The organism is Streptomyces brasiliensis (assembly GCF_014647875.1).
Taxonomy (GTDB): Bacteria; Actinomycetota; Actinomycetes; order Streptomycetales; family Streptomycetaceae; genus Streptomyces; species Streptomyces brasiliensis.
The window spans coordinates 30958-53713 of sequence record NZ_BMQA01000033.1; the positions used below are offsets into that span (position 1 = coordinate 30958).

A 22756-nucleotide genomic window follows, 5' to 3' on the forward strand; every position below is an offset into this window, starting at 1 on the left:
CGAGCACGTACGTGCTCGCCCTCAGCCAAGGCCTCGTGCGCCGGACAGGACGCTCAGGAGTCGGTCCGCAGAGGCCGCATGCTGGTGACGGTCACTCGCTGTCGGCCGCGGCCGGGACGACCTCGATGGTCTTCGAGGTCGTGAGCGGCGCGAGCGAGCTGTCGTCGGTGTACGCGCGCATCGAGTCGTTCGTCACCGACACGGTCACCGTGCCGGGGCGCAGCGCGGTGAGCTTCCGGGTCTGCGGGTCGAGGATCGCCACCTTGCCCTCGTGGCGGGCTTCGGCGACTGCTTCCTCCCCGCTGCCGATCGCCAGGTTGCGCGATCCGCTCCAGTCGACCGACATCGGGTACCGCAGCGGCACCACACGCGTGCCCGTCGACACGCCCTGCGGCTGCACGATGCTGCCCGAGAGCTGTGCGGTCCCCCTCACCTCGAGCGACTCAGGGGTGTTGAGCGTGATGGACTGCGCGAAGGCACGCACGTCGGCCTCGAGCCACTGCTGGTTCGCGTGCCGCTGCGAGTCGACGGACCAGTCCACCCACCCGGTGAAGCCACCGCGGTCCGGCGTGCCGTACGGGTCCTTGCCCGACGACGGCAGCACCGTGTACGGGACGCCCTCGATGCGGTGGACGTCGGCTATCTGGGCGTGGGATCCGACCATCGCGGCGCCCTTGCCCGTCGCGCCACGGAAGTCCGTGAGCATCTTCTCGATGAGCGCGGCCTCGTCACGGTCGCCGAGCTGGCTGGCCTTCGTCTCGGCCGGGTCGTCCACCGGGTGGTGGGCGAAGACCATGACGTTGTGGACCGACTTGTCCTTCTCGGCGTCGGCGAGAGCCTGCTGGAGCATCGGGAGCTGGTCCCAGGCCGTCGCGCGCAGCGACCCGAGGGAGCTGGCGAGCAGGATGAACCGCGTGCCCTTGTGGTCGAACGTCCGGTACGGCCGGCCGAACTCGTTGGTGAAGTTCGTCAGGTCGGACTGGACGTTGTTGAGGCCGTAGGACTCGTGGTTGCCCGGCACGTAGTAGCAGGGGACCGAGCCGGCCTTCGGGTCCGGAGTGCTGTCCTCGGCCGGCTCCTGGCCGAGCAGGACGAGGTCGCATCCGGCGTCGGTGAGCACCTGGCGGGCCAGTGTGAGGTCCTGCGGCAGGCCGCGGTCGGTGATGTCGCCGTTCAGGACGATCAGGTCCGGACGGGTCTTGCGGATCCGCTGGATGGCGGCCGTCGCGACCTGGGTCAGCGCCGGATTGTCGGCCGTGAACTGCACGTCCGACAGCGTGGCGAACTTCCACGTGTGGGGGCCCTGGAGCAGCGAGCCGTCGTCGGAGACGAGCGCGTCGGGCTGCAGGTCGGGCTGGGCCGGCAGGTCGATCGACGTCGGGACGTCGGCCTCGACGCGGTCCAGGACGAACGTGCCCGCCTTCTGCTGGGCGACGCTCGTGTTGATGCCCTGGAAGCCCGAGACCGCGATCGGGAACTTCGTGTTCGCCGGCAGCGTGAAGGACGCGTACTGCCAGTCGTTGCTCGCGCTCAGACCGGTGCCGTAGACGCCGTTGCTCTTGCCGTCCGCGTCGACGTAGCTGATGTAGGTCAGACCGTTCGGCACGCTGATGCTCGACTTGATCCGCATCCGCAGGCGGAGCGGCTGGCCGGGCACCTGGATGCGCCCGGTCGCCGACGTCACCGTGATGCCCACGTTGCGCATCGCGTTGAAGTCGATCCGCAGGCCGTCGGGGTCCGCCGAGAACGTCGTGGCCGCGGTGCTGTTGTTGCGCCAGCGGGCGAGCACGTCGTCGTCGAAGTCGTAGACCGTCTTGGTCTGCACGCCGACCGTGATCGGGAGCTGGACCGACTTGCCGCCGACCGAGACCGTGAGGATCGTGCCCGCGTTGGTGAGCGGGGTGATCTTCAGCTTGCCGTTCACGGACTTGATGTCGACGACGCTGTGGTCGTAGTCGAGCGAGAGGTCCTGCGGGTCGATCGGAGCCGTGTAGCCCTGGGCGTCGCGGCCGGTCACGGAGACGGAGACCGCGTTGTCGGGCGTCGCGTCGGCGATCGACAGGCGCTGGGACGACAGCTCCACGCTGTTGACCGGGCCGAGGACGGTGACCTTCCTGGCCGCCTCCTCACTCCGCACACGAGCGCCGACCGTGATCGTGCCGCGCGCTGCGGCCGGGGCCGTGAGCGCGCCGCCCTTGACGGAGGCTCCGTCCGCGGACCAGTGCACGGACTGCGGGTCGACCGCCACCGGCGTCTCGTGGTCGTCGACGCCCTCCGCGACGAGCGCGCGGTGCAGCCCCGGGAAGACCTTCACGCCGCCATCGGCAGCCGCCGCACCGGGCGCGGGCTTGACGAGGAGCTGGTCCAGCTTGCCGTCGCCCTTCGCGACGAACACCCCCACGCCGTTCGGGTCGTTGCGCTCATGGCCGTCGGACGGGACGTTCCGGACGGTCGCGGCGTCCTCGCCGAGGGCGCGGGCGACCATCGTGGTGGAGCCGCCGCCGTCGAGGTTGACCGCGGTCTCCACGCCCATCGCGGCGAGGTCACGCGCCTCCTTGTCGATCCCGACGCCGCCCTTGCCCGTGCCGCCCGGACCGTCCCAGGTCGCGAGCACGAGCGTCTTGCCGCCGTTCTTGAAGCCGAGCGCGGTGCGCGGGGCGATCGAGGTGTCGAGACCCTTGACGACCTGGCCGCCCGAGACGATGGTGCCGCCGTGGCCGAGCGCGAACTTCATCGTCTTGGCAACGTTGTCGGCGAGATCGTAGTCGAGCTTCACCGGGTCGCCGGGCTGCAGCACGCGCAGCGCGGTCGCCGCGGCCCCGCGCCCGACGAGCACGAAGGCGCCGTCCGGGATCGTCCCCGAGCCCGCCGGACCGTTCGGCGTGACCGACACGACCGATCCGTCCTTGACCAGCACTTCGGCGATCTGGTCGTTGGCCACGCCGGTCAGGCCGCTGTTGCGGCTGTAGTCGCCCCACGCGGACGTGAACGCGACCAGGCCGTCCGCGGGGACCCCGCCGCCGTTCGCGGCGTTGAGCGACAGGACCTTGTGGTCCGCGCCCGCGAAGTTCGCGTTCGCGTCGACGGTGAGGTCCACGAGCTGGGCGATGCCGTCCTTGCTGATGCCCACGTGCTGGCGGCCGCCGATGTCGGCGGACTTGACCAGTTGCCCGTTCTGAACCTCGCCGCCGAGCGCCGCGTTGGAGTTTCCGATGTCGAAGAACTCGCCGTTGACGCCCGCGACGGCGCCGGCCTTGTTGGCGGCCGTGCTGAGCGGCGCCCCGGACGCGACCGCTCCGGAGGTCAGCAGGTCCGTGCTGACCGCCCTGTTGGACAGGTCCACGTTCAGGAACTGTGCGTCGTACCAGCCCTTCTGGTCGAGCGCCTTCACATGCTGCAGGTCGATCCCCGGACCGATCTTCTCGGACGTGTTGGTCAGGGGGATTCCGCCGGTGACGGGCGCACCGGTGGCCGGTGCACCGGTGACGGGCGCACCAGTGGTCTGAGCACCGGTGACCGGCACACCGGTGACCGGATCAATGTTGGCCGGAGCAACGGCGACGGGCGCGAGCGGGCCGCTGTCCGCGTACGCGACGGTAGGTGCGGCGGCGAGCGCGGTCGCTGTGGCGAGCACGACCAGCAGTGGTCTCTTGCGTCGATGGTTCAAGACCATCAATCTCATGGGAACCTCGGGTCAGGAAAGGAAGCGGGGAAAACTCTCCCGCTACGCCCATTTCGATCATGGGTGCATACCCGATTACAAAGATCGACCGATACGTGCGAACGACGCCATTGCGAGCCGTCGGTTAACGCTGGCTGTAAGTTGCATCTTTCCTCGCGGCGGAATGCCGGTGTTCGCCGTGTGCACCTGCGACGTGATGCCCCGTCAGGAACGGCCGGCGGCCGGACCCGCCCCCTCGGTACTCAGCACTCGATGATGTTCACAGCCAGCCCGCCCCGGGCCGTCTCCTTGTACTTGACCGACATGTCCGCGCCCGTGTCCTTCATCGTCTTGATGACCTTGTCCAGGGACACCTTGTGGGAGCCGTCGCCGCGCATCGCCATGCGGGCGGCCGTGACCGCCTTGACCGCGGCCATGCCGTTGCGCTCGATGCAGGGGATCTGGACGAGGCCGCCGACCGGGTCACAGGTGAGGCCGAGGTTGTGTTCCATGCCGATCTCGGCCGCGTTCTCGACCTGTTCGGGAGATCCGCCGAGCACCTCGGCCAGCGCGCCCGCCGCCATCGAGCAGGCCGAGCCGACCTCGCCCTGGCAGCCGACCTCGGCGCCGGAGATGGACGCGTTCTCCTTGAAGAGCATGCCGATCGCGCCCGCCGCCAGCAGGAAGCGGACCACGCCCTCCTCGTCCGCGCCCGGCACGAAGTTGATGTAGTAGTGCAGGACCGCCGGGATGATGCCGGCCGCGCCGTTCGTCGGCGCCGTGACCACCCGGCCGCCCGCCGCGTTCTCCTCGTTCACCGCCATCGCGTAGAGCGTGATCCACTCCATCGCGTGCGCCAACGGGTCGCCGTCCGCCCGCAGTTGACGTGCGGTGACGGCCGCGCGCCGACGCACCTTCAGGCCGCCCGGCAGGATGCCCTCGCGGGACATGCCGCGCGACACGCACTCCCGCATCACCCGCCAGATCTCCAGCAGGCCCTCGTGGATCTCCTCCTCGGTGCGCCAGGCCCGCTCGTTCTCCAGCATCAGCGAGGAGATCGACAGACCCGTCTCCTTCGTCAGCCGCAACAGCTCGTCGCCCGTGCGGAAGGGGTACTTGAGGACCGTGTCGTCGAGCTTGATCCGGTCCGCGCCGACCGCGTCCTCGTCCACGACGAAGCCGCCGCCCACCGAGTAGTACGTCTTCGACAGCAGCTCCGCGCCCGAGGCGTCGTACGCCCAGACGGTCATGCCGTTCGCGTGGTACGGCAGTGCCTTGCGGCGGTGCAGCTTCAGGTCCGCGTCGAAGTCGAACGGGATCTCGTGCTCGCCGAGGAGCCGCAGCCGGCCCGACGACCTGATGGCGTCCACCCGGTCGTCCGCCGTCTCCACGTCCACCGTGCGCGGCGAGGCGCCCTCCAGACCGAGCAGGACGGCCTTCGGCGTGCCGTGGCCGTGGCCGGTGGCGCCGAGGGAGCCGTACAGCTCGGAGCGTATCGACGCGACGGAGCCCAGCAGGCCCTCGTTGCGCAGCCTGCGGGCGAACATGCGCGCCGCGCGCATCGGGCCGACCGTGTGGGAGCTGGACGGGCCGATGCCGATCGAGAACAGGTCGAAGACCGAGACGGCCACGGGATCTCCTCAGGAAGGGGGTGATGGGGCACCCGGGCGCCGGGCGTCCGGATCGGGTGCCCCCACCGGGGAACTACTTGTTCAGACCGGGGTACAGCGGGTGCTTCTCGGTCAGGGCGAGGATCCGGCCCCGGAGCGCCGCAGCGTCGTACGACGGCTTCAGCGCTTCCGCGATCACGTCGGCGACCTCGGCGAAGTCCTCGGCGAGGAAGCCGCGGGTCGCCAGGGCCGGCGTGCCGATGCGCAGGCCGGACGTGACCATCGGCGGACGCGGGTCGTTCGGGACCGCGTTGCGGTTGACCGTGATGCCGACCTCGTCCAGCCGGTCCTCGGCCTGCTGTCCGTCCAGCTCGGACTCGCGCAGGTCGACCAGGATCAGATGCACGTCGGTGCCGCCGGACAGCACGTTCACCCCGGCCGCGCGGGCGTCCGGAGCGGTCAGCCGCTCGGCGAGGATCTTCGCGCCCTCGACCGTACGGCGCTGGCGCTCCTTGAACTCCTCCGACGCGGCGATCTTGAAGGAGACCGCCTTGGCCGCGATCACGTGCTCCAGGGGGCCGCCCTGGAAGCCCGGGAAGACGGACGAGTTCAGCTTCTTCGCGAAGTCCTTCTTCGCCAGGATGATGCCACCGCGCGGGCCGCCCAGCGTCTTGTGCGTGGTGGAGGTGACGACGTCGGCGAAGGGCACCGGGTTCGGGTGGAGGCCGGCGGCCACCAGACCCGCGAAGTGCGCCATGTCGACCCACAGGTACGCCCCGACCTCGTCGGCGATCCGGCGGAACTCGGCGAAGTCCAGCTGCCGCGGGTACGCCGACCAGCCCGCGATGATCACCTTCGGGCGGTGCTCCTTGGCCAGCCGCTCCAGCTCGGCCAGGTCGACCAGGCCGGTCTCGGCGTCCACGTGGTACGCGACCACGTCGAACTGCTTGCCGGAGAAGTTCAGCCGCATCCCGTGGGTGAGGTGGCCGCCGTGGGCCAGGTCCAGACCGAGGATGGTGTCGCCGGGCTGGGCCAGCGCGAACAGCGCGGCCTGGTTGGCGGAGGCACCCGAGTGGGGCTGCACGTTGGCGTACTCGGCGCCGAACAGCTCCTTGACCCGGTCGATGGCCAACTGCTCGGTGACGTCGACGTACTCGCAGCCGCCGTAGTAGCGGCGGCCCGGGTAGCCCTCGGCGTACTTGTTGGTGAGGACCGAGCCCTGCGCCTCCATGACCGCGACGGGAGCGAAGTTCTCCGACGCGATCATCTCCAGCGTGGACTGCTGGCGGTGCAGCTCGGAGTCGACCGCGGCGGCCACCTCCGGGTCGACCTCGTGCAGGGGGGTGTTCAGAAGTGACATGCTCTACGACCTCTCAGCCGGCGGTGTGGGCGGCGTACTCGTCGGCGGAGAGCAGGTCGCCCGGCTCCTCCGCGACGCGCACCTTGAAAAGCCAGCCGCCTTCGAAGGGGGCCGAGTTCACCAGCGACGGGTCGGTCACCACGTCCTCGTTGATCTCCGTGACCTCACCGCTGACCGGCGAGTAGAGGTCGCTGACGGACTTGGTCGACTCCAGCTCGCCGCAGGCCTCGCCCGCGGTGACCGTGGAGCCGACGTCCGGGAGCTGGGCGTAGACGACATCGCCGAGCGCGTTGGCCGCGAACTCGGTGATGCCGACCGTCGAGACGCCGTCCTCGGCGGCCGACAGCCACTCGTGCTCCTTGCTGTAACGCAGCTGCTGGGGGTTGCTCATGGCCTGAATTCTCCTGTACGCGGGGGAGTGCTGGTGAATGGGGGACTCGAGTGACTGCTCGTGAGCAGGTGAAACATGCGCAGGGTCACACCGTGACCGCGCCCAGTGTCTACTTCTGCCGCTTGTAGAAGGGCAGCGCCACGACCTCGTACGGCTCGTGACTGCCCCGGATGTCCACACCGACGCCCGCCGTCCCTGGCGCCGCGTGCGCCGCGTCGACGTACGCCATGGCGATGGGCCTGCCCAGCGTCGGCGAGGGGGCGCCCGAGGTGACCTCGCCGATCACCTCGCCACCGGCGACGACCGGGTACCCCGCGCGCGGGACCCGGCGGCCCTCGGCGATCAGGCCGACCAGGACGCGCGGCGGGTTCGCCTCGGCGCGGGACGCGGCCTCGGCCAGCGCCTCGCGGCCCACGAAGTCGCCCTCCTTGTCGAACTTCACGACCCGGCCGAGCCCTGCGTCGAACGGGGTCAGGGAGGTGTTCAGCTCGTGCCCGTACAGCGGCATGCCCGCCTCCAGGCGCAGCGTGTCCCGGCAGGACAGACCGCAGGGGACCAGCCCGGCGCTCTCGCCCGCCCTGGTCAGCGCGCGCCACAGTTCCACGGCGTGCTCCGGCGCCACGAACAGCTCGAAGCCGTCCTCACCGGTGTAGCCGGTGCGCGCGATCAGCGCGGGGACACCGGCGACGGTGCCGGGCAGGCCCGCGTAGTACTTCAGGCCGTCCAGGTCGGCGTCGGTGACCGACTTGAGGATCGCGGGGGACTCGGGGCCCTGTACGGCGATCAGCGCGTAGTTGTCCCGGTCGTCGCGGACCTCGGCGTCGAAGCCGGCAGCCCGCTCGACGAGCGCGTCGAGGACCACCTGGGCGTTGGAGGCGTTGGCCACGACCATGTACTCGGCCTCGGCCAGCCGGTAGACGATCAGGTCGTCCAGGATGCCGCCGTCGGCCCGGCAGATCATGGTGTAGCGGGCACGGCCGACGCCGACGGAGGCGATGTTGCCGACCAGGGCGTGGTTCAGCAGCTGGGCGGCCTGCGGTCCGGTGACGGTGATCTCGCCCATGTGGGAAAGGTCGAACAGGCCGGCCCGGGTGCGCACGGCGATGTGCTCGTCGCGCTCGGAGCCGTAGCGCAGGGGCATGTCCCAGCCGGCGAAGTCGGTCATCGTCGCGCCGAGGGAACGGTGCAGCGCGTCGAGCGCGGTGCGGCGAACTCCGGGGAATGCTGAGGATTCGGTACTGCTCATCGGACGGTCGTCTCCCAGGAAATGACGGGCGAGGTCGTTCCTCCCCATCTGTCATCGGAACCTGAGAGGTTCGCCATGACCACCTGGGACGACGGTCACGGCTTGCACCTTGGGTGGAGCCACTGTGGCAGCGGCCCGCTTTTCAGATGTGCCTCGCCCGCGCGGTAACGGGGCCTGAGAGATTCAAGGGAGGGACTTGCTCCTTCGGCGCCCCGGTGACGTACTGCCGGGGACTCTCCCGCGCGGATTCAAGCGGCCGGTATGCAGTTGGCGCGGACATCATTGCACGCCCGGCCGCCGCGCGGCAGGCCACCTCTGTAACCAGCCTGTGGCACTACGCGTACAAAACCCGGGACACCGAGTATTACCTTCTCTTTACACTCGACGGGCAGGGGACCCTCCGAGCCCAGGGGAGGACGATTCACGGTGAACAGGACCACGGCGTACGCCACGACGACGGGCCTCGCACTGCCGAAGCGGCCCGCCGCACCGGCCCGCGAGCGCTGCGCCGAACATCCGGCCCCCGTACTCCGCGACCTGCGCGAACGCTCCGGCCGCAGCCCGCACCACCTTCTCTTCGGCCCCCGCGACCTGGTCGTGATCACGGGCCTGCCGGGCAGCGGCAAGTCGACCCTGATGCACCGCGCGGTCCACGGCGTCCGCGTCGACTCGCAGGACACCCGCGACCGCTGGGACGCCCGCACCCCGCGCCTCCTCCCCTACACCCTCTACCGCCCCCTGGTCCGCCTGGCCCACTTCGCCGGACTGCGCCGCGCCCTTCGCTCCGGTGCGGGCGTCGTCGTGCACGACTGCGGCACCCAGGCCTGGGTGCGCGGCTGGCTGGCCCGCGAGGCCCGCCGCCGCGGCGGCACTCTGCACCTGCTGCTCCTGGACGTCACCCCGGACACGGCACTCGAGGGCCAGCGCGAGCGCGGCCGGGGCGTCTCGCGCTACGCCTTCCTGCGCCACCGCAGGGCGGCCGGCCGGCTGCTGCGCTCCGTGGAGCAGGGCACCCTGCCCGAGGGTTGCGGTTCGGCGGTGCTGCTCGACCGGGACGCGGCGGACGTCCTGCGCCGGATCGGCTTCTCGGATTGAGGGGCTGTCACCGGTACCCGCTAGCCTTTTCAGCCACACCAGTGGTTCCCAGCAGGCGGTAGGCACATGGACTTCCCGGCGGACTTTCCCACGGACTTCCCGGCACAGGCGCACCCCCATCCACACGGCGGATGGCCCGGCAACGAACTCGAGGAGGTCCTCTCGGCCTCCCTCGGCGTCCCGTCGGCCGGCGGCCGCATCGTCGAGGTCCTGGGCCGCAGCTTCGTCTGGATACCCCTGCCGTCCGGCGGCGGTCCGCACAGCGGCCCGCTGGACCTGCCCACGACGGACATCGGCGGCCAGGTGTACGTCCCGGTCTTCAGCTCCGAGGAGCAGTTCCAGCAGGTGGTCGGCTCCCACATGTCGTACACCATCGCCCCGGCGGTCGAGTTCGCCCGCGGTCTGCCCCCGCAGGTGGGCATCGCCGTCAACCCGGGCGGCGTGGTGGGCGTCCCGCTGCCGCCGGAGGCGGTGGCCGAACTCTGCCGGGCGGGCCGCACCCCGCTCGACGGCGCCGCGAGCGGCGGCCGGGTCCGCCTCTTCGAACCCGACTGGCAGGACGACCCGGTCGACTTCCTCGCTGCGGCCTCCGCGGAGTTCGCGGCGACGGGCGTGGTCGCCACGGCCCGCCGCTGCCTGGCCGCGATAGAGACGGCGGACCCGGTGATGTTCGTAGGAGTCGAACTCTCCCAGTGGGAGGGCGACCTGAGAGCCCGCCCCCTGGAAGCCCTGGGCAAGGCCCTCGGCAAGGTCCCGGTCCAGTGGCCGGTGAACCTGGTCCTCCTGGACGTCGCGGAGGACCCGGTGGGCCACTGGATGAGGCAGCACGTACGGCCGTTCTACCAGTACGGCCACTAGCAGCCCACCCAGGGGCAGCCGACCCGGGGACGCGGGGTTGTATCGACATGCGGCTCCGCCGCGTGGGCGCGGCAAGCCACAACGCACCCGTACCCGCCGACGAACACAAGGCCCCGAGCCGGTGGGCGCTTAAGCTGTTCGCCAACGCGGGGCAACTTCTCAAAGAGGGCGGTACGAAAGGTGAGTGCAAGCCGCAGCGGCAGCGTGGAGCACATGCTGCGCCAGGTGACCCCCGGGCGATACGACGCCTACGAGGCCCTGCTGCGCGCCCTCGCCACCCCGTCCTCCGGCCAGATCTGGATGCTCCTGTGGCACGGCCAGGCGGGCTCCCCCGACGCCCAGTACGGGAACATGGAGATCGACGGCTACGGCTACGCCCCGTGCGTCACCTCCGCCCAGGAACTGTCCGCCAGCGGCTGGAACCGCTCGTACGAGGTGGTCGACGGGGTCGACGTCGCCCGCACCCTCTACCCGGACCACCACGGTCTCTGGCTCAATCCGCACGCCCCGGGCGGCGGCGTCGGCATCCCGTGGCTCGACCTGCGCCGCATCGCGACCGGCCTGGACCGCCAGCCCGCGGGCCCGCTGCGGCTGTCGGAACCGGGCATCGAGATCCCGCAGTTCTACGCCCTGCTCGCGCAGAACGCCCACCGCACCCCGGCGGTCCGGGCCCTGCGCCGCGCCTGGGTCCAGCCGGCGCTCGGGTCGCCGTACCTCGCGATCGGCCTGGACGTGTACGACAGCTCCCCGCCCGCGGTCGACTCCGTGCGCGCGATGATGCAGCAGTCCATCGGCGCGGTCCCGGACGGGCTGCCGGTGTCGACGGTCGCGATGTCCGACGAGTACGACCCGGTCGTGATGTGGATGCGGGCCGGCAGCCGCCCGTTCTACGACCGAGAGGCCCACGCGACGGCCCCGGCCCAGTCCCCGGCGGCTGGGTACGGCTATCCGGGCCCCCGCGCCTACTGAGCGCCGGTCCCACGGTCAGGACATTGCTGTTGCGAACTTGAAATTCGTCCAGATGTCGGGACGAAATGGCTCTCGCCCCCGCTTTTTCCTCATCCTCGGGGATCCCATTTGCGATCGAGCACCCAAATGCATGGATGATGTGATGCTCGTCACATATGGTGCACGCGACCTCAGCCGGGACGCCTGTAGCGTGAGTTGAGAGCGAGGGTGCTGCGCGGTCCCGCTTCCGATGGGTCGCCCCGCAGGCCGGATCCCATTGTTCGGATAACGGATTCCCCAGGGTGGCATCACGGTTGCGCATACTTTCTCCATCAGATCTGGCGTGTGATCGTGAACGCGTTGAAGACTCGCCTCTCAGACGCGAGGCCATCGATCCTGTGAGCGAGTGCCCATCGGTGCCAATCGAGGATCAGTTGGACAGTTGGGTCGCATCACGACACAGGCCGCGCAGCACGTAAGCGAACCAAGCCGCCCACAGCGGCGGACAAAGGCCGGTCACCACCGGCGAGAGGGGTCAGGTCACTGTGACCGCACCGATCGAGACCACCGGCGCGGAGGCTGGAGCACAGCCCGAGGCTGTGCTCGCCGGGGTCAAGAAGAGCCAGATCGAAGGGCGTTCACTCACACAGATCGCCTGGACCCGGTTCAAGCGGGACAAGGTGGCTGTTGCGGGTGGCGTGATCGTCGTGCTGCTCGTTCTGATGGCAGTGCTGGCCAAGCCCATCGAGTGGATCTTCGGGCTCGACCCCGACAAGTTCCACCAGGACCTCATCGACCCCGCCCTGCTGGCCCCCAAGGGCGGCTGGGGCGGCATGAGTTGGTCGCACCCGCTCGGCGTCGAGCCGCAGTACGGTCGCGACATGCTCGCCCGCATCATCGACGGGTCCTGGGTCTCGCTCCTGGTCGCGGGTGGCGCCACACTGCTGTCGGTGGTGATCGGCACCGTGCTGGGTGTCGTCGCCGGCTACTACGGCGGCTGGGTGGACAGTCTCATCAGCAAGCTGATGGACACCTTCCTCGCCTTCCCGCTCCTGCTGTTCGCCATCGCCATCTCGGCGTCGGTGCAGGACGGCTTCTTCGGGCTCAACGGACTGTCGCTGCGCATCTGCGTGCTGATCTTCGTGATCGGCTTCTTCAGCTGGCCGTACATCGGCCGCATCGTGCGCGCCCAGACGATGAGCCTGCGCAAGCGTGAGTTCATCGAAGCGGCTCAGAGCCTCGGAGCGCGTGGTCCGTACGTCCTGTTCCGTGAACTGCTCCCCAATCTCGTCGCGCCGATCCTCGTCTACTCGACGCTGATCATCCCGACGAACATCCTCTTCGAGGCCGCGCTGAGCTTCCTCGGAGTCGGCATCGCTCCGCCGCAGGCCTCCTGGGGCGGAATGCTCAGCAACGCCGTGGATCTCTACACCGCAGATCCGCAGTACATGTTCGTGCCCGGACTGGCGATCTTCATCACTGTCCTGGCCTTCAATCTGCTGGGTGACGGGCTGCGTGACGCACTCGACCCTCGCAGCAAGTGATCCACAACGATAGAGGGGGCTTTCCTCACGTGAAGACGAGAAGGGTTACCGCCGCAGTGGCGTCGGTGCTGGCACTCTCGCTCGGAGCTGCCGCATGCGGCGGCGGGGGCGGCAAGAACGACAGCAGTGGTGGCGGCGGCGGCAAGAAGGACGCGGCGCTCGACGCCATCGTCAACGTGTCGAACAAGAAGGGGGGTACTGTCACGCTGGAGGACTCCGACGTGCCGGACTCCCTGGACCCGGGCAACACGTACTACGGGTTCGTGCAGAACTTCTCGCGCCTCTACGCGCGTACGCTCGTCACGTTCAAGCCGGCCGCCGGCAAGGACGGCCTGACGGTCGTCCCGGACCTCGCGGAGTCCCTGGGCACGCCCAGCGACGGCGCCAAGACCTGGACGTACAAGCTGCGTTCCGGTCTGAAGTTCGACGATGGCACGCCGATCACGTCCAAGGACGTGAAGTACGCCATCGAGCGCTCCAACTTCGCGCCCGAGGCTCTGTCCAACGGCCCGACGTACTTCAAGGCGTACCTGCAGGGTGGCGACAAGTACAAGGGTCCCTACAAGGACAAGTCCCCCGAAGGCCTGAAGTCGATCGAGACCCCGGACGACCAGACGATCGTCTTCAAGCTGAACCAGCCGTTCGCCGACTTCGACTACCTGGCGACCTTCTCGCAGACGGCCCCCGTGCCGGCGGCGAAGGACGACGGTGCGAAGTACGTGCAGCACATCGTGTCCTCCGGCCCCTACAAGTTCGAGTCGTACGAGGAGGGCCGCGCGGCCACCCTCGTCCGCAACACGAACTGGGACCAGAAGACCGACTCGATCCGCAAGGCGCTGCCGGACAAGATCACGGTCAAGTTCAAGGTCAACCCGGTCACGATCGACAACGACCTGCTGGCCGACAAGATCACGGGTGACATCGCGGGCACCGGCGTCCAGCCGCAGACCCAGCCGAAGGTCCTCAACGGCAAGTACTCCAAGCAGACGGACAACTCGTACGCGGGTGCCACGTCGTACATCGCGCTGAACGTCCACGTGGCGCCGTTCGACAACGTCCACTGCCGTAAGGCCGTCCAGTGGGCGATCGACAAGCAGTCCGTGCTCGACGCCATCGGCGGTACCCCGAAGGGCGACGTGGCCACCACGCTGCTGCCGCCGTCGGTCAACGGCTACACCAAGTTCGACACCTACGCGTCCGCGGGTCACAAGGGTGACGCGGCCAAGGCCAAGGAAGAGCTCAAGGCGTGCGGCAAGCCGAACGGCTTCTCCACCACGCTGACGGCCCGTTCCGACCGTCCCGCCGAGGTCGCCCAGGCCACCGCCATCCAGAACTCGCTGAAGAGCGTCGGCATCAACGTCGAGATCAAGCAGTTCCCCTCCGGCAAGTACTTCTCCAACTTCGCCGGTGTCCCGAGCTACGTCCACGAGCACAAGCTGGGCATGCTCTCCATGGCGTGGGGTGCCGACTGGCCGACCGGCTACGGCTTCCTGGACCAGATCATCAACGGCGCGGCCATCAAGCCGTCGGGTGGCAACAACCTGATGGAGCTGGACGACCCGAAGATCAACGACGCCCTGAAGAGCGCGATCGCCAACACCGACTCCGCGGCCCGCACCAAGGCCTGGGGCGACATCGACAAGATGGTGCTCGACAACGCCTCGGTCGTCCCGCTCGTCTACCGCAAGAACCTGTTGCTCCGGCCGTCGTCCGCGACCAACGTCACGGTCACGCAGGCGTACCTCGGCATGTACGACTACCTGCTGCTGAGTTCGTCGAAGTAAGCACAGGCCGGATCCCCCTGAAAGGCAGGTGAAGGCACCGGGTGGCCGGGACGGACAACCCCGTCCCGGCCACCGGGAGCCGCACAGCTGTGGCTGCGTACATCATCCGACGCGTCTTCGGCGCCTTGGTACTGCTGCTGGTGGTCAGCGCAGTCACCTTCGCCATCTTCTTCCTGGTCCCCCGCCTCGGCGGTCAGACAGCCACCCAGCTGGCTACCCAGTACGTCGGCAAGGACGCCAACCCCGAGTCCGTTGCCGCGATCAAGCGGAACCTGGGTTTCGACCAGCCCATCTACATCCAGTACTGGGACTACCTCAAGGGCCTGTTCGTGGGCGCCGACTACAAGTTCGGCCCCGACGCCACGCACTGCGCCGCCCCTTGCTTCGGGTACTCCTTCAAGAGTCACGTCGAGGTGTGGCCGCAGCTCACCGAGCGTATTCCGGTCTCCTTCTCGCTGGCGGTCGGCGCGGCCGTGATCTGGCTGATCTTCGGCGTGACGACCGGTGTCATCTCGGCGCTGCGCAAGGGCAAGCCGGTGGACCGCATCGCCATGTTCATCGCGCTCGCCGGCGTCTCCCTTCCGATCTTCTTCACCGGCCAGGTCATCAACGCGCTGTTCGTCTACCAGTGGCCCATCTGGGACAGCACCGACTATGTGCCGTTCACCCAGAACCCGGCCGACTGGGCCTGGCATCTGCTGCTGCCCTGGATCAGCCTCGCGTTCCTCTTCTCCGCCCTCTACGCCCGGCTCACCCGGGCGGGCATGCTGGAGACGATGGGCGAGGACTACATCAGAACGGCACGGGCCAAGGGCCTCAAGGAGACCACGGTCGTCACGAAGCACGGCCTGCGCGCCGCGCTGACGCCGATCGTGACCATCTTCGGCATGGACTTCGGCACCCTGATCGGTACGGCGGTGCTCACCGAGACCGTCTTCTCCCTGCAGGGCATCGGCGCCTACTCCATCCAGGCGATCAAGGACAACGACCTGCCCATCGTGATGGGCGTGACTCTGGTCGCCGCGTTCTTCATCGTCTTCTGCAATCTCATCGTCGACCTGGTGTACGCAGCCATCGACCCCCGCGTGAGGTACTCGTGAGCAAGCTCGAAAAGGCGGCGCTGGGCGAACCGGCCACCGTCGCCCCCACCGACGCCGACGACGCGTTCCTCTCCGTCCGCGACCTGCGCATCCACTTCAACACCGACGACGGTCTGGTCAAGTCCGTCGACGGGGTGAGCTTCGACGTGCAGCGCGGGAAGACCCTGGGCATCGTCGGTGAGTCCGGCTCCGGAAAGTCCGTCACCTCCCTCGGCGTCATGGGCCTGCACCGCTCGGCCAACGCCAGGGTCTCCGGTGAGGTCTGGCTGGACGGTCAGGAGCTGATCGGCGCCGAACCCGACGAGGTGCGCCGGCTGCGCGGGCGGAAGATGGCGATGATCTTCCAGGACCCGCTGTCCGCGATGCACCCGTACTACTCGGTCGGGCACCAGATCATCGAGGCCTACCGGGTCCATCACAAGGTGTCCAAGAAGGTCGCCAGACAGCGCGCCGTCGAGATGCTGGACCGCGTGGGCATCCCTGAGCCCGACAAGCGCGTGGACGGCTACCCGCACGAGTTCTCCGGCGGTATGCGCCAGCGCGCGATGATCGCGATGTCGCTGGTGAACAACCCCGAGCTGCTCATAGCCGACGAGCCGACCACCGCCCTGGACGTCACCGTGCAGGCTCAGATCCTCGACCTGATCCGGGATCTGCAGAAGGAGTTCGGCTCCGCGGTCATCATGATCACGCACGACCTGGGCGTCGTCGCCGAGATGGCTGACGACCTGCTCGTGATGTACGGCGGCCGGTGCGTCGAGCGAGGTCCGGCCGAGAAGGTCTTCTCCGAGCCTCGCCATCCCTACACCTGGGGTCTGCTCGGCTCGATGCCGCGTCTCGACCGCGAGGAGACCGACCGGCTCGTGCCCATCAAGGGCTCCCCGCCCTCGCTGATCAACGTCCCGTCCGGTTGTGCCTTCAACCCGCGCTGCCCGTACGCCGACATCCCCAAGGACAACGTCACCCGCACGGTCCGCCCCGAGCTGACCGAGGTCGGCAGTCAGCACTGGGCCGCCTGCCACATGACGCAGGAGCAGCGGGAGCGTATCTGGACCGAAGAGATTGCGCCGAAGCTGTGAGCGACGAAAAGGCAGTGACCATCCCCGCGCAGAGTGGCGGCGCCGCCCTCACCAAGGACGCCGCTCCCGGCGACACCCTGCTGAAGGTGACCGGCCTCCAGAAGCACTTCCCGATCCGCAAGGGCCTGCTCCAGCGGCAGGTCGGTGCGGTCCGTGCGGTCGACGGCCTCGACTTCGAGGTCAGGGCCGGCGAGACGCTCGGTGTCGTGGGCGAGTCCGGCTGCGGCAAGTCGACGATGGGCCGGCTGATCACGCGGCTGCTCGAACCGACGGGCGGCAAGGTCGAATTCGAGGGCAAGGACATCACGCACCTCGGTGTGGGCGGCATGCGCCCGCTGCGCCGGGACGTGCAGATGATCTTCCAGGACCCGTACTCCTCGCTGAACCCGCGCCACACCATCGGCACGATCGTCGGCGCTCCCTTCAAGCTCCAGGGCGTCGCGCCCGAGGGCGGCATCAAGAAGGAAGTGCAGCGGCTGCTGTCGGTCGTGGGTCTCAACCCCGAGCACTACAACCGCTATCCGCACGAGTTCTCCGGCGGTCAGCGCCAGCGCATCGGCATCGCCCGCGCGCTCGCGCTCAACCCGAAGCTCGTCGTGGCGGACGAGCCGGTCTCCGCCCTCGACGTGTCGATCCAGGCGCAGGTGGTGAACCTCCTGGACGACCTCCAGGAGGAGCTCGGCCTGACGTACGTGATCATCGCGCACGACCTCTCGGTCGTCCGGCACGTCTCGGACCGGATCGCGGTGATGTACCTCGGCAAGATCGTCGAGCTGGCCGACCGCGAGTCGCTGTACAGCGCGCCGATGCACCCGTACACCAAGGCGCTGATGTCGGCGGTGCCGATCCCGGACCCGAAGCGGAAGAACGCGAAGAGCGAGCGCATCCTGCTCAAGGGCGACGTGCCCTCGCCGATCTCCCCGCCGAGCGGCTGCCGCTTCCACACCCGGTGCTGGAAGGCGACGGAGATCTGCCGGACGACCGAGCCGCAGCTCCTGGAGCTGAAGCCCGGTCAGCGCGTGGCCTGCCACCACCCGGAGAACTTCGAGGACCAGGCCCCGCAGGACACGGTGCTGCTGACCGTGGCCAAGGAGGCGGCCGAGCTGGTCGCCGACGAGGTCCTGGCGGAGTCGGCCGAGACGTCGGCCGCGGTGGCCGCGCAGGTCGAGGCGACGGAAGCCGCCGAGGCGAGCGAGGCGACGGAGACCGCTGCTGAGAGCGAGCCCGAGGACTCTGCGCCCGAGGCCGCCGAGGAGTCGGAGTCGACCGAGCCGGACACGGCCGAGACCGACACCACCGCGCCGAAGGCCACCGACAAGTAACGGCCGAAGCCCCGGACGAGCCCCTGCCTTGCAATGTAAGGCAGGGGCTCGTTCTTGGGTGAGAATGGCAGGGTGCTCCAGCCGCTTTTCACCCCCTCCGTCCAGCACACGCTCGATGTCATCGGCATCTTCGTGTTCGCCATCTCCGGCGCCCTGCTGGCCGTACGCAAGAATTTCGACGTCTTCGGCATCGCTGTCCTCGCCGAGGTCACCGCGCTCGGCGGGGGGCTGTTCCGGGACGTGGTCATCGGGGCCGTGCCCCCGGCGGCCTTCACGGACCTGGGGTACTTCATCACCCCGCTGTTCGCCGCCCTGCTGGTCATCTTCCTGCACCCGCACGTGGAGCGGATCCAGGTCGGCGTGAACGTCTTCGACGCGGCCGGTCTCGGCCTGTTCTGTGTCACGGGGACGACGAAGGCGTTCGCCTACGGTCTGAACCTCACCGCGTCCGCGGCCCTGGGGCTGGCCACCGCCGTCGGCGGCGGTGTGCTGCGCGACGTGCTCGCCAACGAGGTGCCGTCCCTGCTGCGCTGGGACCGCGACCTGTACGCGGTCCCGGCGATCGTCGGCGCGTGCATCGTGGTGCTCTGCATCCACTACGACGCGCTCACCCCGTTCACCAGCGGGGTCGCGGTCGTCGTGGCCTTCGTGCTGCGCCTGTTGGCGATGCGGTACCACTGGCGAGCGCCGCGTGCTTGGAACCGGCGGTCGACGGTGACCGAGGAATAGCGAGGCCGCGGACATGGGCCTGGCCCATTTCCAGGGTGAGCCAGCGGAACGCCGGGACCACCTGCGGGCGCCACAGCGCAGCGGTGTGCCCGCCCGCGCTGCGCGGCAGGAACACCACGTGCACGGTGGTCGGCGCCTTGGCGATCGAGTGGAGGGCCAGACCCGCCTCGTAGCCGTCGTGCGGCTGGCCGGAGACATAGAGGGCGATCGGGGGCGGTACGGCCCGCCGCCGCAGCAGCAAGTAGGGGTTGTTCGCGGCACGCAGCGCCCGGCTCTGCGCGGCCAGTGACGTGCGTTCGCCGATCGGGTCGTTGTAGCCGGAGAGGCTCACGGCGGCGCGGTAGCGGTCGGGGTGGGCCACCGCGAGCTTGACCGCGCAGTGGGCGCCCGCCGAGTACCCGGCGACCGCCCAGCCCGACGGCGCGGGCTTGGCTCGGAAGTTGTCCATGACCATCTTGGGCACGTCGATGCTCAGCCAGCTGTCGGCGTTGACCGTGCCCGGGATGTTCGCGCAGCCGGTGTCCACGCCGGCCAGCAGATTGGTGCGTGGCGCCACCAGGATGAACGGCGCCACCTGGCCGGTGCGCATGAGCGGCTCCAGCTGCTTCTGTGCGCTGAGCGCGCCGAACCAGGCCTTCGCCGAGCCGGGGTAGCCCGGCAGCAGCTCCACGACGCGGAACCTGTGGTGCCGGTAGGCGGGTTGGCCGTACTGCGGCGGCAGCCAGACGTAGACCTCGGCGTTCACCCCGGACACCCGGCCCTTGAGCTGGCTGACGCGCACTCCGTCGCCGGCCTCGCCGAAGCGTTGCCTGACCCGGGGCAGCCGGTCCGGGACGACCCCGCCGGTGCCGTCCGCGCCCAGGTTCGCGGCCTGCTGCACCTCGTTGCCCGTGCCGAGCAGGTCGGACCAGTTGTCGTAGAGGTTGTTCTCGTTGTTGACCAGCACGAAGACCAGGGCGATCGCCGTCCCCTGGGCGAACGCGAGCATCAGCATCCGGCCCGCGGCGCGCAGCGCCCGCGGCCCCTGGAGCCGCGTCCACAGGATGAGCGGGAGGACGACGGCGACGACGGACAGCAGGATCAGGGTGGAAAGGAATGGAGTCCCGGTGAGGCTCATGTCCTCATAGAGGGGGAGCTGGGACGTCAGGTTCATGGATAACTGCGGACGCTTACTAAGATATTGCTCAAATCTCACCCAAAGGCAAAGCTACCGCTTAGTAATTGCATGTTGTACCGTTCATCCATGTCAGAAGCAGCTACCGCATCCTCCCCCGCTCTCGGCTTCGCTCGAGCGGGGGGACCCCCACCGCAGGCCGTGATCGGTGACAGCGAGTTCGACCGCGACACGGCGCTCACCCGGCGCGGGCCCGGCGTCTACGACATCGACCTCTCCGCCGGCTGGACCATCATCAACGCGGTCAACGGTGGCTATCTGCTGGCCGTCCTCGGCCGAGCGCTCGCGGACGCGCTCCCGCACCCCGACCCGTTCACGATCTCCGCGCACTACCTGACCGCCTCCCAGCCGGGCCCGGCGGTGGTCCGCACCGAGACCGTGCGCACCGGCCGCACCCTGTCCACCGGCCAGGCCTCCCTCTTCCAGTACGACGAGCAGGGCGACGAGGTCGAGCGCATCCGCGTCCTCGCCTCCTATGGCGACCTCGGCGCCCTCCCCGACGACGTCCGTACGGCAGCGACGCCGCCCGCGATGCCGCCCCTGGACCAGTGCTTCGGCCCGCAGGACGGTCCGTCCCCGGTGTCGGGCAGCTCGGCGATCACCGACCGGCTGATGCTCAAGCTCGACCCGGCCACCCTGGGCTGGGCGCTCGGTTCGCCCTCCGGCAAGGGTGAGATGCGCGCCTGGTTCGGCCTCGCGGACGGCCGGGACGCCGACCCCCTCTCCCTGCTGCTCGCCGTGGACGCCCTGCCGCCCACCGCCTTCGAACTCGGCCTGTCCGGCTGGGTGCCGACGGTCGAGCTGACCGTGCACGTACGCCACCGTCCGGCCCCCGGCCCGTTGCGGGTGTCGATCACCACCCGCAACCTGGCCGGCGGCTTCCTGGAGGAGGACGCCGAGGTCTGGGACAGCCAGGACCGGCTGGTCGCCCAGTCCCGGCAGCTGGCCCGGGTCAGGCTCGTCAACGGGGGCTGACGGCCTCGATGCCGGCGTTCTTGGCGGCGAGCGCCGGCCGGTCGTCGTACGTGACGAGGGCTGTCGAGTCCGTTCGCAGTACTCGCGCGGTGGCGAGGTGGACGGCGTCCGGGTCGAGGTCACGGTGCGGGCGCGGTGCGAGCGGCTCGACCTGTTCCGTCGCCTGGCGGCCGCCTCGCTGACGGAACTTCCCGACGACGGCGACGGCACGGGCGAGTGGGTGACGGCACGGCTGTCGTGGCCGGTCGTCCGCGCGGCCCGTCGACTGCCCGTGTTCTCCGGCCTGGCGGAGGTCGTAGACCCGCCCGAGGCGCGCGGAACTCACGGCGGCGTGTTCCGTCATGGAGTCGTACCCGGACGGGTGATGGGCGGGGGCCCGGCGCGGGTCAGTCCAGCCAGTGCCGGCGGCCGATGCTGATCAGGCGGAGCTGGCGGGTGGCGACCTGGGCGACGCGTTCCCGCTCCTCCTGGGACTCCTCCAGGGCATCCAGGAAGAGCGAGGAGGTGATGAGCATCTGGTCGACGTAGAGCTGGGCGAGCATCAGCAGATCCTCGTCGCTCCAGCCGGCCGCCTCCGGGTCCTTGGCCACCTCCGTCTTCACCTCGTCGGTGAACCGGGCCAGTTGGGCCTGGACGGCCTCCCGTACCGGCTGGACCCCGCCGTGCCGCTCGCGGGCGATGAACCGGACGTGCGCGGGGTGCGTCGCCACGTGCCTTTCGATCAACTCGACGGCACGCGTGATCCGTTCGTCGATGCCGCGGGTGGCGGAGACCGTCGTACGGACCATGGGGTGCAGGCTGCCCAGCGCCTCGTCCACCAGGGCCACGCCGAGGTCCGCGATCGAGCGGAAGTGCCGGTAGAAAGCGGTCGGGGCGACGCCGACCGCGCGGGTGACCTCGCGCAGGCCCAGGCTGCTCAGGCTCTGCTCCTCCAGCAGTCCGAGCGCCGCGTCCAGGAGCGCCTGCCGGGTCTTCTGCTTCTGGGCCTGCCGGATGCCGAGGGTGTGACTCATGTCATCCAGTTAACAACTGTTCTCCGGAATTTCAAAGCGACGGGGAGCACTAGACTCACTAGTCAGTGAACAGTTGTTTCTACAACCGTTCACCAAAACCGTTCGCCGAAGTTCCGTGCGAGCATCCGCGAGCATCTCGGAGGGGGGATCACATCCCATGCTGTTCATCGTGGCCGCGCTTCTGCTGTTCGGTGTCGTGATCGGCACCGTCGCCCACGCGCCGCTGTCCTTCACCGCCGTCGCCGTCGCCGCCGCCGTCATCGCCGTCTGGCTCGGCGTCTTCGCGCTCCGCGAGCGTCGCGCGCGCCACCGCGGCACGCCCACCCACTGACCCCGAATCACTGACCGCCCCGAGCACCGGGAGCCGACCACCATGCAACTCACCGCAGCGGCCACGCGCCGCACCGGCACGCCTGACGCCGACGGCATGGCCGTCGCATCCTTCATCCTGGGCCTGCTGGGCCTCCTCGTCCTCAACCTCTTCCTCGGCCCGATCGCCATCGCCCTGGCAGGCGCGGCGCTCCGGCGAGGCACCACCCGCCGAGGCCGAGCCCTCCTGGGCCTGGCCCTGGGCCTCGCGGACCTGCTGGTCCTGGTGGCGTTCATGCAGGCGGACAGCACGGTGTCCTGGAGCCTCTAGTGCTGCGGTCGGGAAGGTTTGCCGGGAAGCTCGCGGGGTCCGGTGCGGTGCATCGCAAGGCGGAGCGTCACCCGCGTACTGGATGTACTCGGGTGATGCGACAACGCCGCGAGGTGCCGTGCCGGGCGTCGCGAGCCGGTGAACCTTTCCGGTCACAGCACCAGCGACGTCGACTCGTTCCAGGGCGACGACGGGCGGCCAGGGGCGGGCCGCACCCACCACCCGCA

Annotated in this window: 20 protein-coding genes and 2 riboswitches; of the genes, 12 read left to right on the forward strand and 8 right to left on the reverse strand. The window is 69.4% G+C overall.

Annotated features, from left to right (window positions below; genetic code table 11):
- Positions 1 to 91 precede the first annotated feature (91 nt).
- The 5 genes from IEZ19_RS33710 to gcvT all read right to left on the reverse strand — a co-directional run bounded on the left by IEZ19_RS33710 (position 92) and on the right by gcvT (position 8268).
- The gene (locus IEZ19_RS33710; protein WP_189315119.1) at positions 92 to 3667 is read right to left on the reverse strand and encodes a phosphodiester glycosidase family protein; all 3576 of its coding nucleotides are present in this window, start codon (positions 3665 to 3667) and stop codon (positions 92 to 94) included.
- A gap of 257 nt (positions 3668 to 3924) precedes the next feature.
- Complete coding sequence (locus IEZ19_RS33715) at positions 3925 to 5292, reverse strand: L-serine ammonia-lyase (RefSeq protein WP_189315120.1); 1368 nt, start codon at positions 5290 to 5292, stop codon at positions 3925 to 3927.
- A 73-nt stretch (positions 5293 to 5365) separates the two neighbouring features.
- Positions 5366 to 6631 (reverse strand): serine hydroxymethyltransferase, encoded by a 1266-nt coding sequence (glyA, locus tag IEZ19_RS33720; protein WP_189315121.1) that lies wholly within the window; start codon positions 6629 to 6631, stop codon positions 5366 to 5368.
- A gap of 13 nt (positions 6632 to 6644) precedes the next feature.
- A complete protein-coding gene (gene gcvH / locus IEZ19_RS33725) occupies positions 6645 to 7022 on the reverse strand; it encodes a glycine cleavage system protein GcvH (protein WP_189315122.1) in 378 nt (125 codons plus the stop codon).
- Between the two features lie 109 nt (positions 7023 to 7131).
- The gene (gcvT, locus tag IEZ19_RS33730) at positions 7132 to 8268 is read right to left on the reverse strand and encodes a glycine cleavage system aminomethyltransferase GcvT (RefSeq protein ID WP_189315123.1); all 1137 of its coding nucleotides are present in this window, start codon (positions 8266 to 8268) and stop codon (positions 7132 to 7134) included.
- Positions 8269 to 8306: 38 nt separating this feature from the next.
- Positions 8307 to 8420: riboswitch (glycine riboswitch) on the reverse strand.
- Positions 8421 to 8519, reverse strand: a riboswitch (glycine riboswitch).
- Positions 8520 to 8694: 175 nt separating this feature from the next.
- Between gcvT and IEZ19_RS33735 the strand changes: the two genes are divergently transcribed.
- The 9 genes from IEZ19_RS33735 to IEZ19_RS33775 all read left to right on the forward strand — a co-directional run bounded on the left by IEZ19_RS33735 (position 8695) and on the right by IEZ19_RS33775 (position 18727).
- Positions 8695 to 9363, forward strand: coding sequence for an AAA family ATPase (locus IEZ19_RS33735; RefSeq protein ID WP_189315124.1), 669 nt, complete (start codon positions 8695 to 8697; stop codon positions 9361 to 9363).
- Between the two features lie 66 nt (positions 9364 to 9429).
- Positions 9430 to 10221 (forward strand): enhanced serine sensitivity protein SseB, encoded by a 792-nt coding sequence (locus IEZ19_RS33740; protein WP_189315125.1) that lies wholly within the window; start codon positions 9430 to 9432, stop codon positions 10219 to 10221.
- Between the two features lie 213 nt (positions 10222 to 10434).
- A complete protein-coding gene (locus IEZ19_RS33745) occupies positions 10435 to 11190 on the forward strand; it encodes an enhanced serine sensitivity protein SseB C-terminal domain-containing protein (RefSeq protein ID WP_189315192.1) in 756 nt (251 codons plus the stop codon).
- A 524-nt stretch (positions 11191 to 11714) separates the two neighbouring features.
- The gene (locus IEZ19_RS33750; RefSeq protein ID WP_189315126.1) at positions 11715 to 12713 is read left to right on the forward strand and encodes an ABC transporter permease; all 999 of its coding nucleotides are present in this window, start codon (positions 11715 to 11717) and stop codon (positions 12711 to 12713) included.
- 29 nt (positions 12714 to 12742) lie between these two features.
- Positions 12743 to 14497: an ABC transporter substrate-binding protein gene (locus IEZ19_RS33755; protein WP_189315127.1), complete on the forward strand. Its 1755-nt coding sequence runs from the start codon at positions 12743 to 12745 to the stop codon at positions 14495 to 14497.
- An 89-nt stretch (positions 14498 to 14586) separates the two neighbouring features.
- On the forward strand, positions 14587 to 15597 hold the full coding sequence (locus IEZ19_RS33760; protein WP_189315128.1) for an ABC transporter permease: 1011 nt from the start codon (positions 14587 to 14589) through the stop codon (positions 15595 to 15597).
- Positions 15594 to 16676, forward strand: a complete 1083-nt coding sequence (locus IEZ19_RS33765) for an ABC transporter ATP-binding protein (protein ID WP_189315129.1) — start codon at positions 15594 to 15596, stop codon at positions 16674 to 16676. Before IEZ19_RS33760 ends, IEZ19_RS33765 begins: the two co-directional genes overlap by 4 nt.
- Complete coding sequence (locus tag IEZ19_RS33770; RefSeq protein ID WP_189315130.1) at positions 16673 to 17998, forward strand: ABC transporter ATP-binding protein; 1326 nt, start codon at positions 16673 to 16675, stop codon at positions 17996 to 17998. Before IEZ19_RS33765 ends, IEZ19_RS33770 begins: the two co-directional genes overlap by 4 nt.
- A 72-nt stretch (positions 17999 to 18070) precedes the next feature.
- Positions 18071 to 18727 carry a trimeric intracellular cation channel family protein gene (locus IEZ19_RS33775; protein WP_189315131.1) on the forward strand — a complete coding sequence of 219 codons (657 nt, stop codon included), beginning with the start codon at positions 18071 to 18073 and terminating at the stop codon, positions 18725 to 18727.
- Here IEZ19_RS33775 and IEZ19_RS33780 read toward each other — a convergent pair.
- Entirely contained in the window at positions 18615 to 19844 is a 1230-nt protein-coding gene (locus IEZ19_RS33780) for an alpha/beta hydrolase (protein WP_189315193.1), read from the reverse strand. The genes IEZ19_RS33775 and IEZ19_RS33780 overlap by 113 nt on opposite strands.
- A gap of 126 nt (positions 19845 to 19970) precedes the next feature.
- Here IEZ19_RS33780 and IEZ19_RS33785 point away from each other — a divergent pair, with 126 nt between their 5' ends.
- Positions 19971 to 20876: a thioesterase family protein gene (locus IEZ19_RS33785; RefSeq protein ID WP_229841159.1), complete on the forward strand. Its 906-nt coding sequence runs from the start codon at positions 19971 to 19973 to the stop codon at positions 20874 to 20876.
- Here IEZ19_RS33785 and IEZ19_RS53155 read toward each other — a convergent pair.
- The gene (locus tag IEZ19_RS53155; RefSeq protein ID WP_189315132.1) at positions 20863 to 21219 is read right to left on the reverse strand and encodes a PIN domain-containing protein; all 357 of its coding nucleotides are present in this window, start codon (positions 21217 to 21219) and stop codon (positions 20863 to 20865) included. The two genes, IEZ19_RS33785 and IEZ19_RS53155, sit on opposite strands and share 14 nt — an antisense overlap.
- Before the next feature lie 43 nt (positions 21220 to 21262).
- Positions 21263 to 21889, reverse strand: coding sequence for a TetR family transcriptional regulator (locus IEZ19_RS33795; RefSeq protein ID WP_189315133.1), 627 nt, complete (start codon positions 21887 to 21889; stop codon positions 21263 to 21265).
- A gap of 157 nt (positions 21890 to 22046) precedes the next feature.
- Here IEZ19_RS33795 and IEZ19_RS33800 point away from each other — a divergent pair, with 157 nt between their 5' ends.
- Positions 22047 to 22220: a hypothetical protein gene (locus IEZ19_RS33800; RefSeq protein WP_189315134.1), complete on the forward strand. Its 174-nt coding sequence runs from the start codon at positions 22047 to 22049 to the stop codon at positions 22218 to 22220.
- A 42-nt stretch (positions 22221 to 22262) separates the two neighbouring features.
- Positions 22263 to 22529 (forward strand): DUF4190 domain-containing protein, encoded by a 267-nt coding sequence (locus IEZ19_RS33805; protein ID WP_189315135.1) that lies wholly within the window; start codon positions 22263 to 22265, stop codon positions 22527 to 22529.
- Positions 22530 to 22756 lie beyond the last annotated feature (227 nt).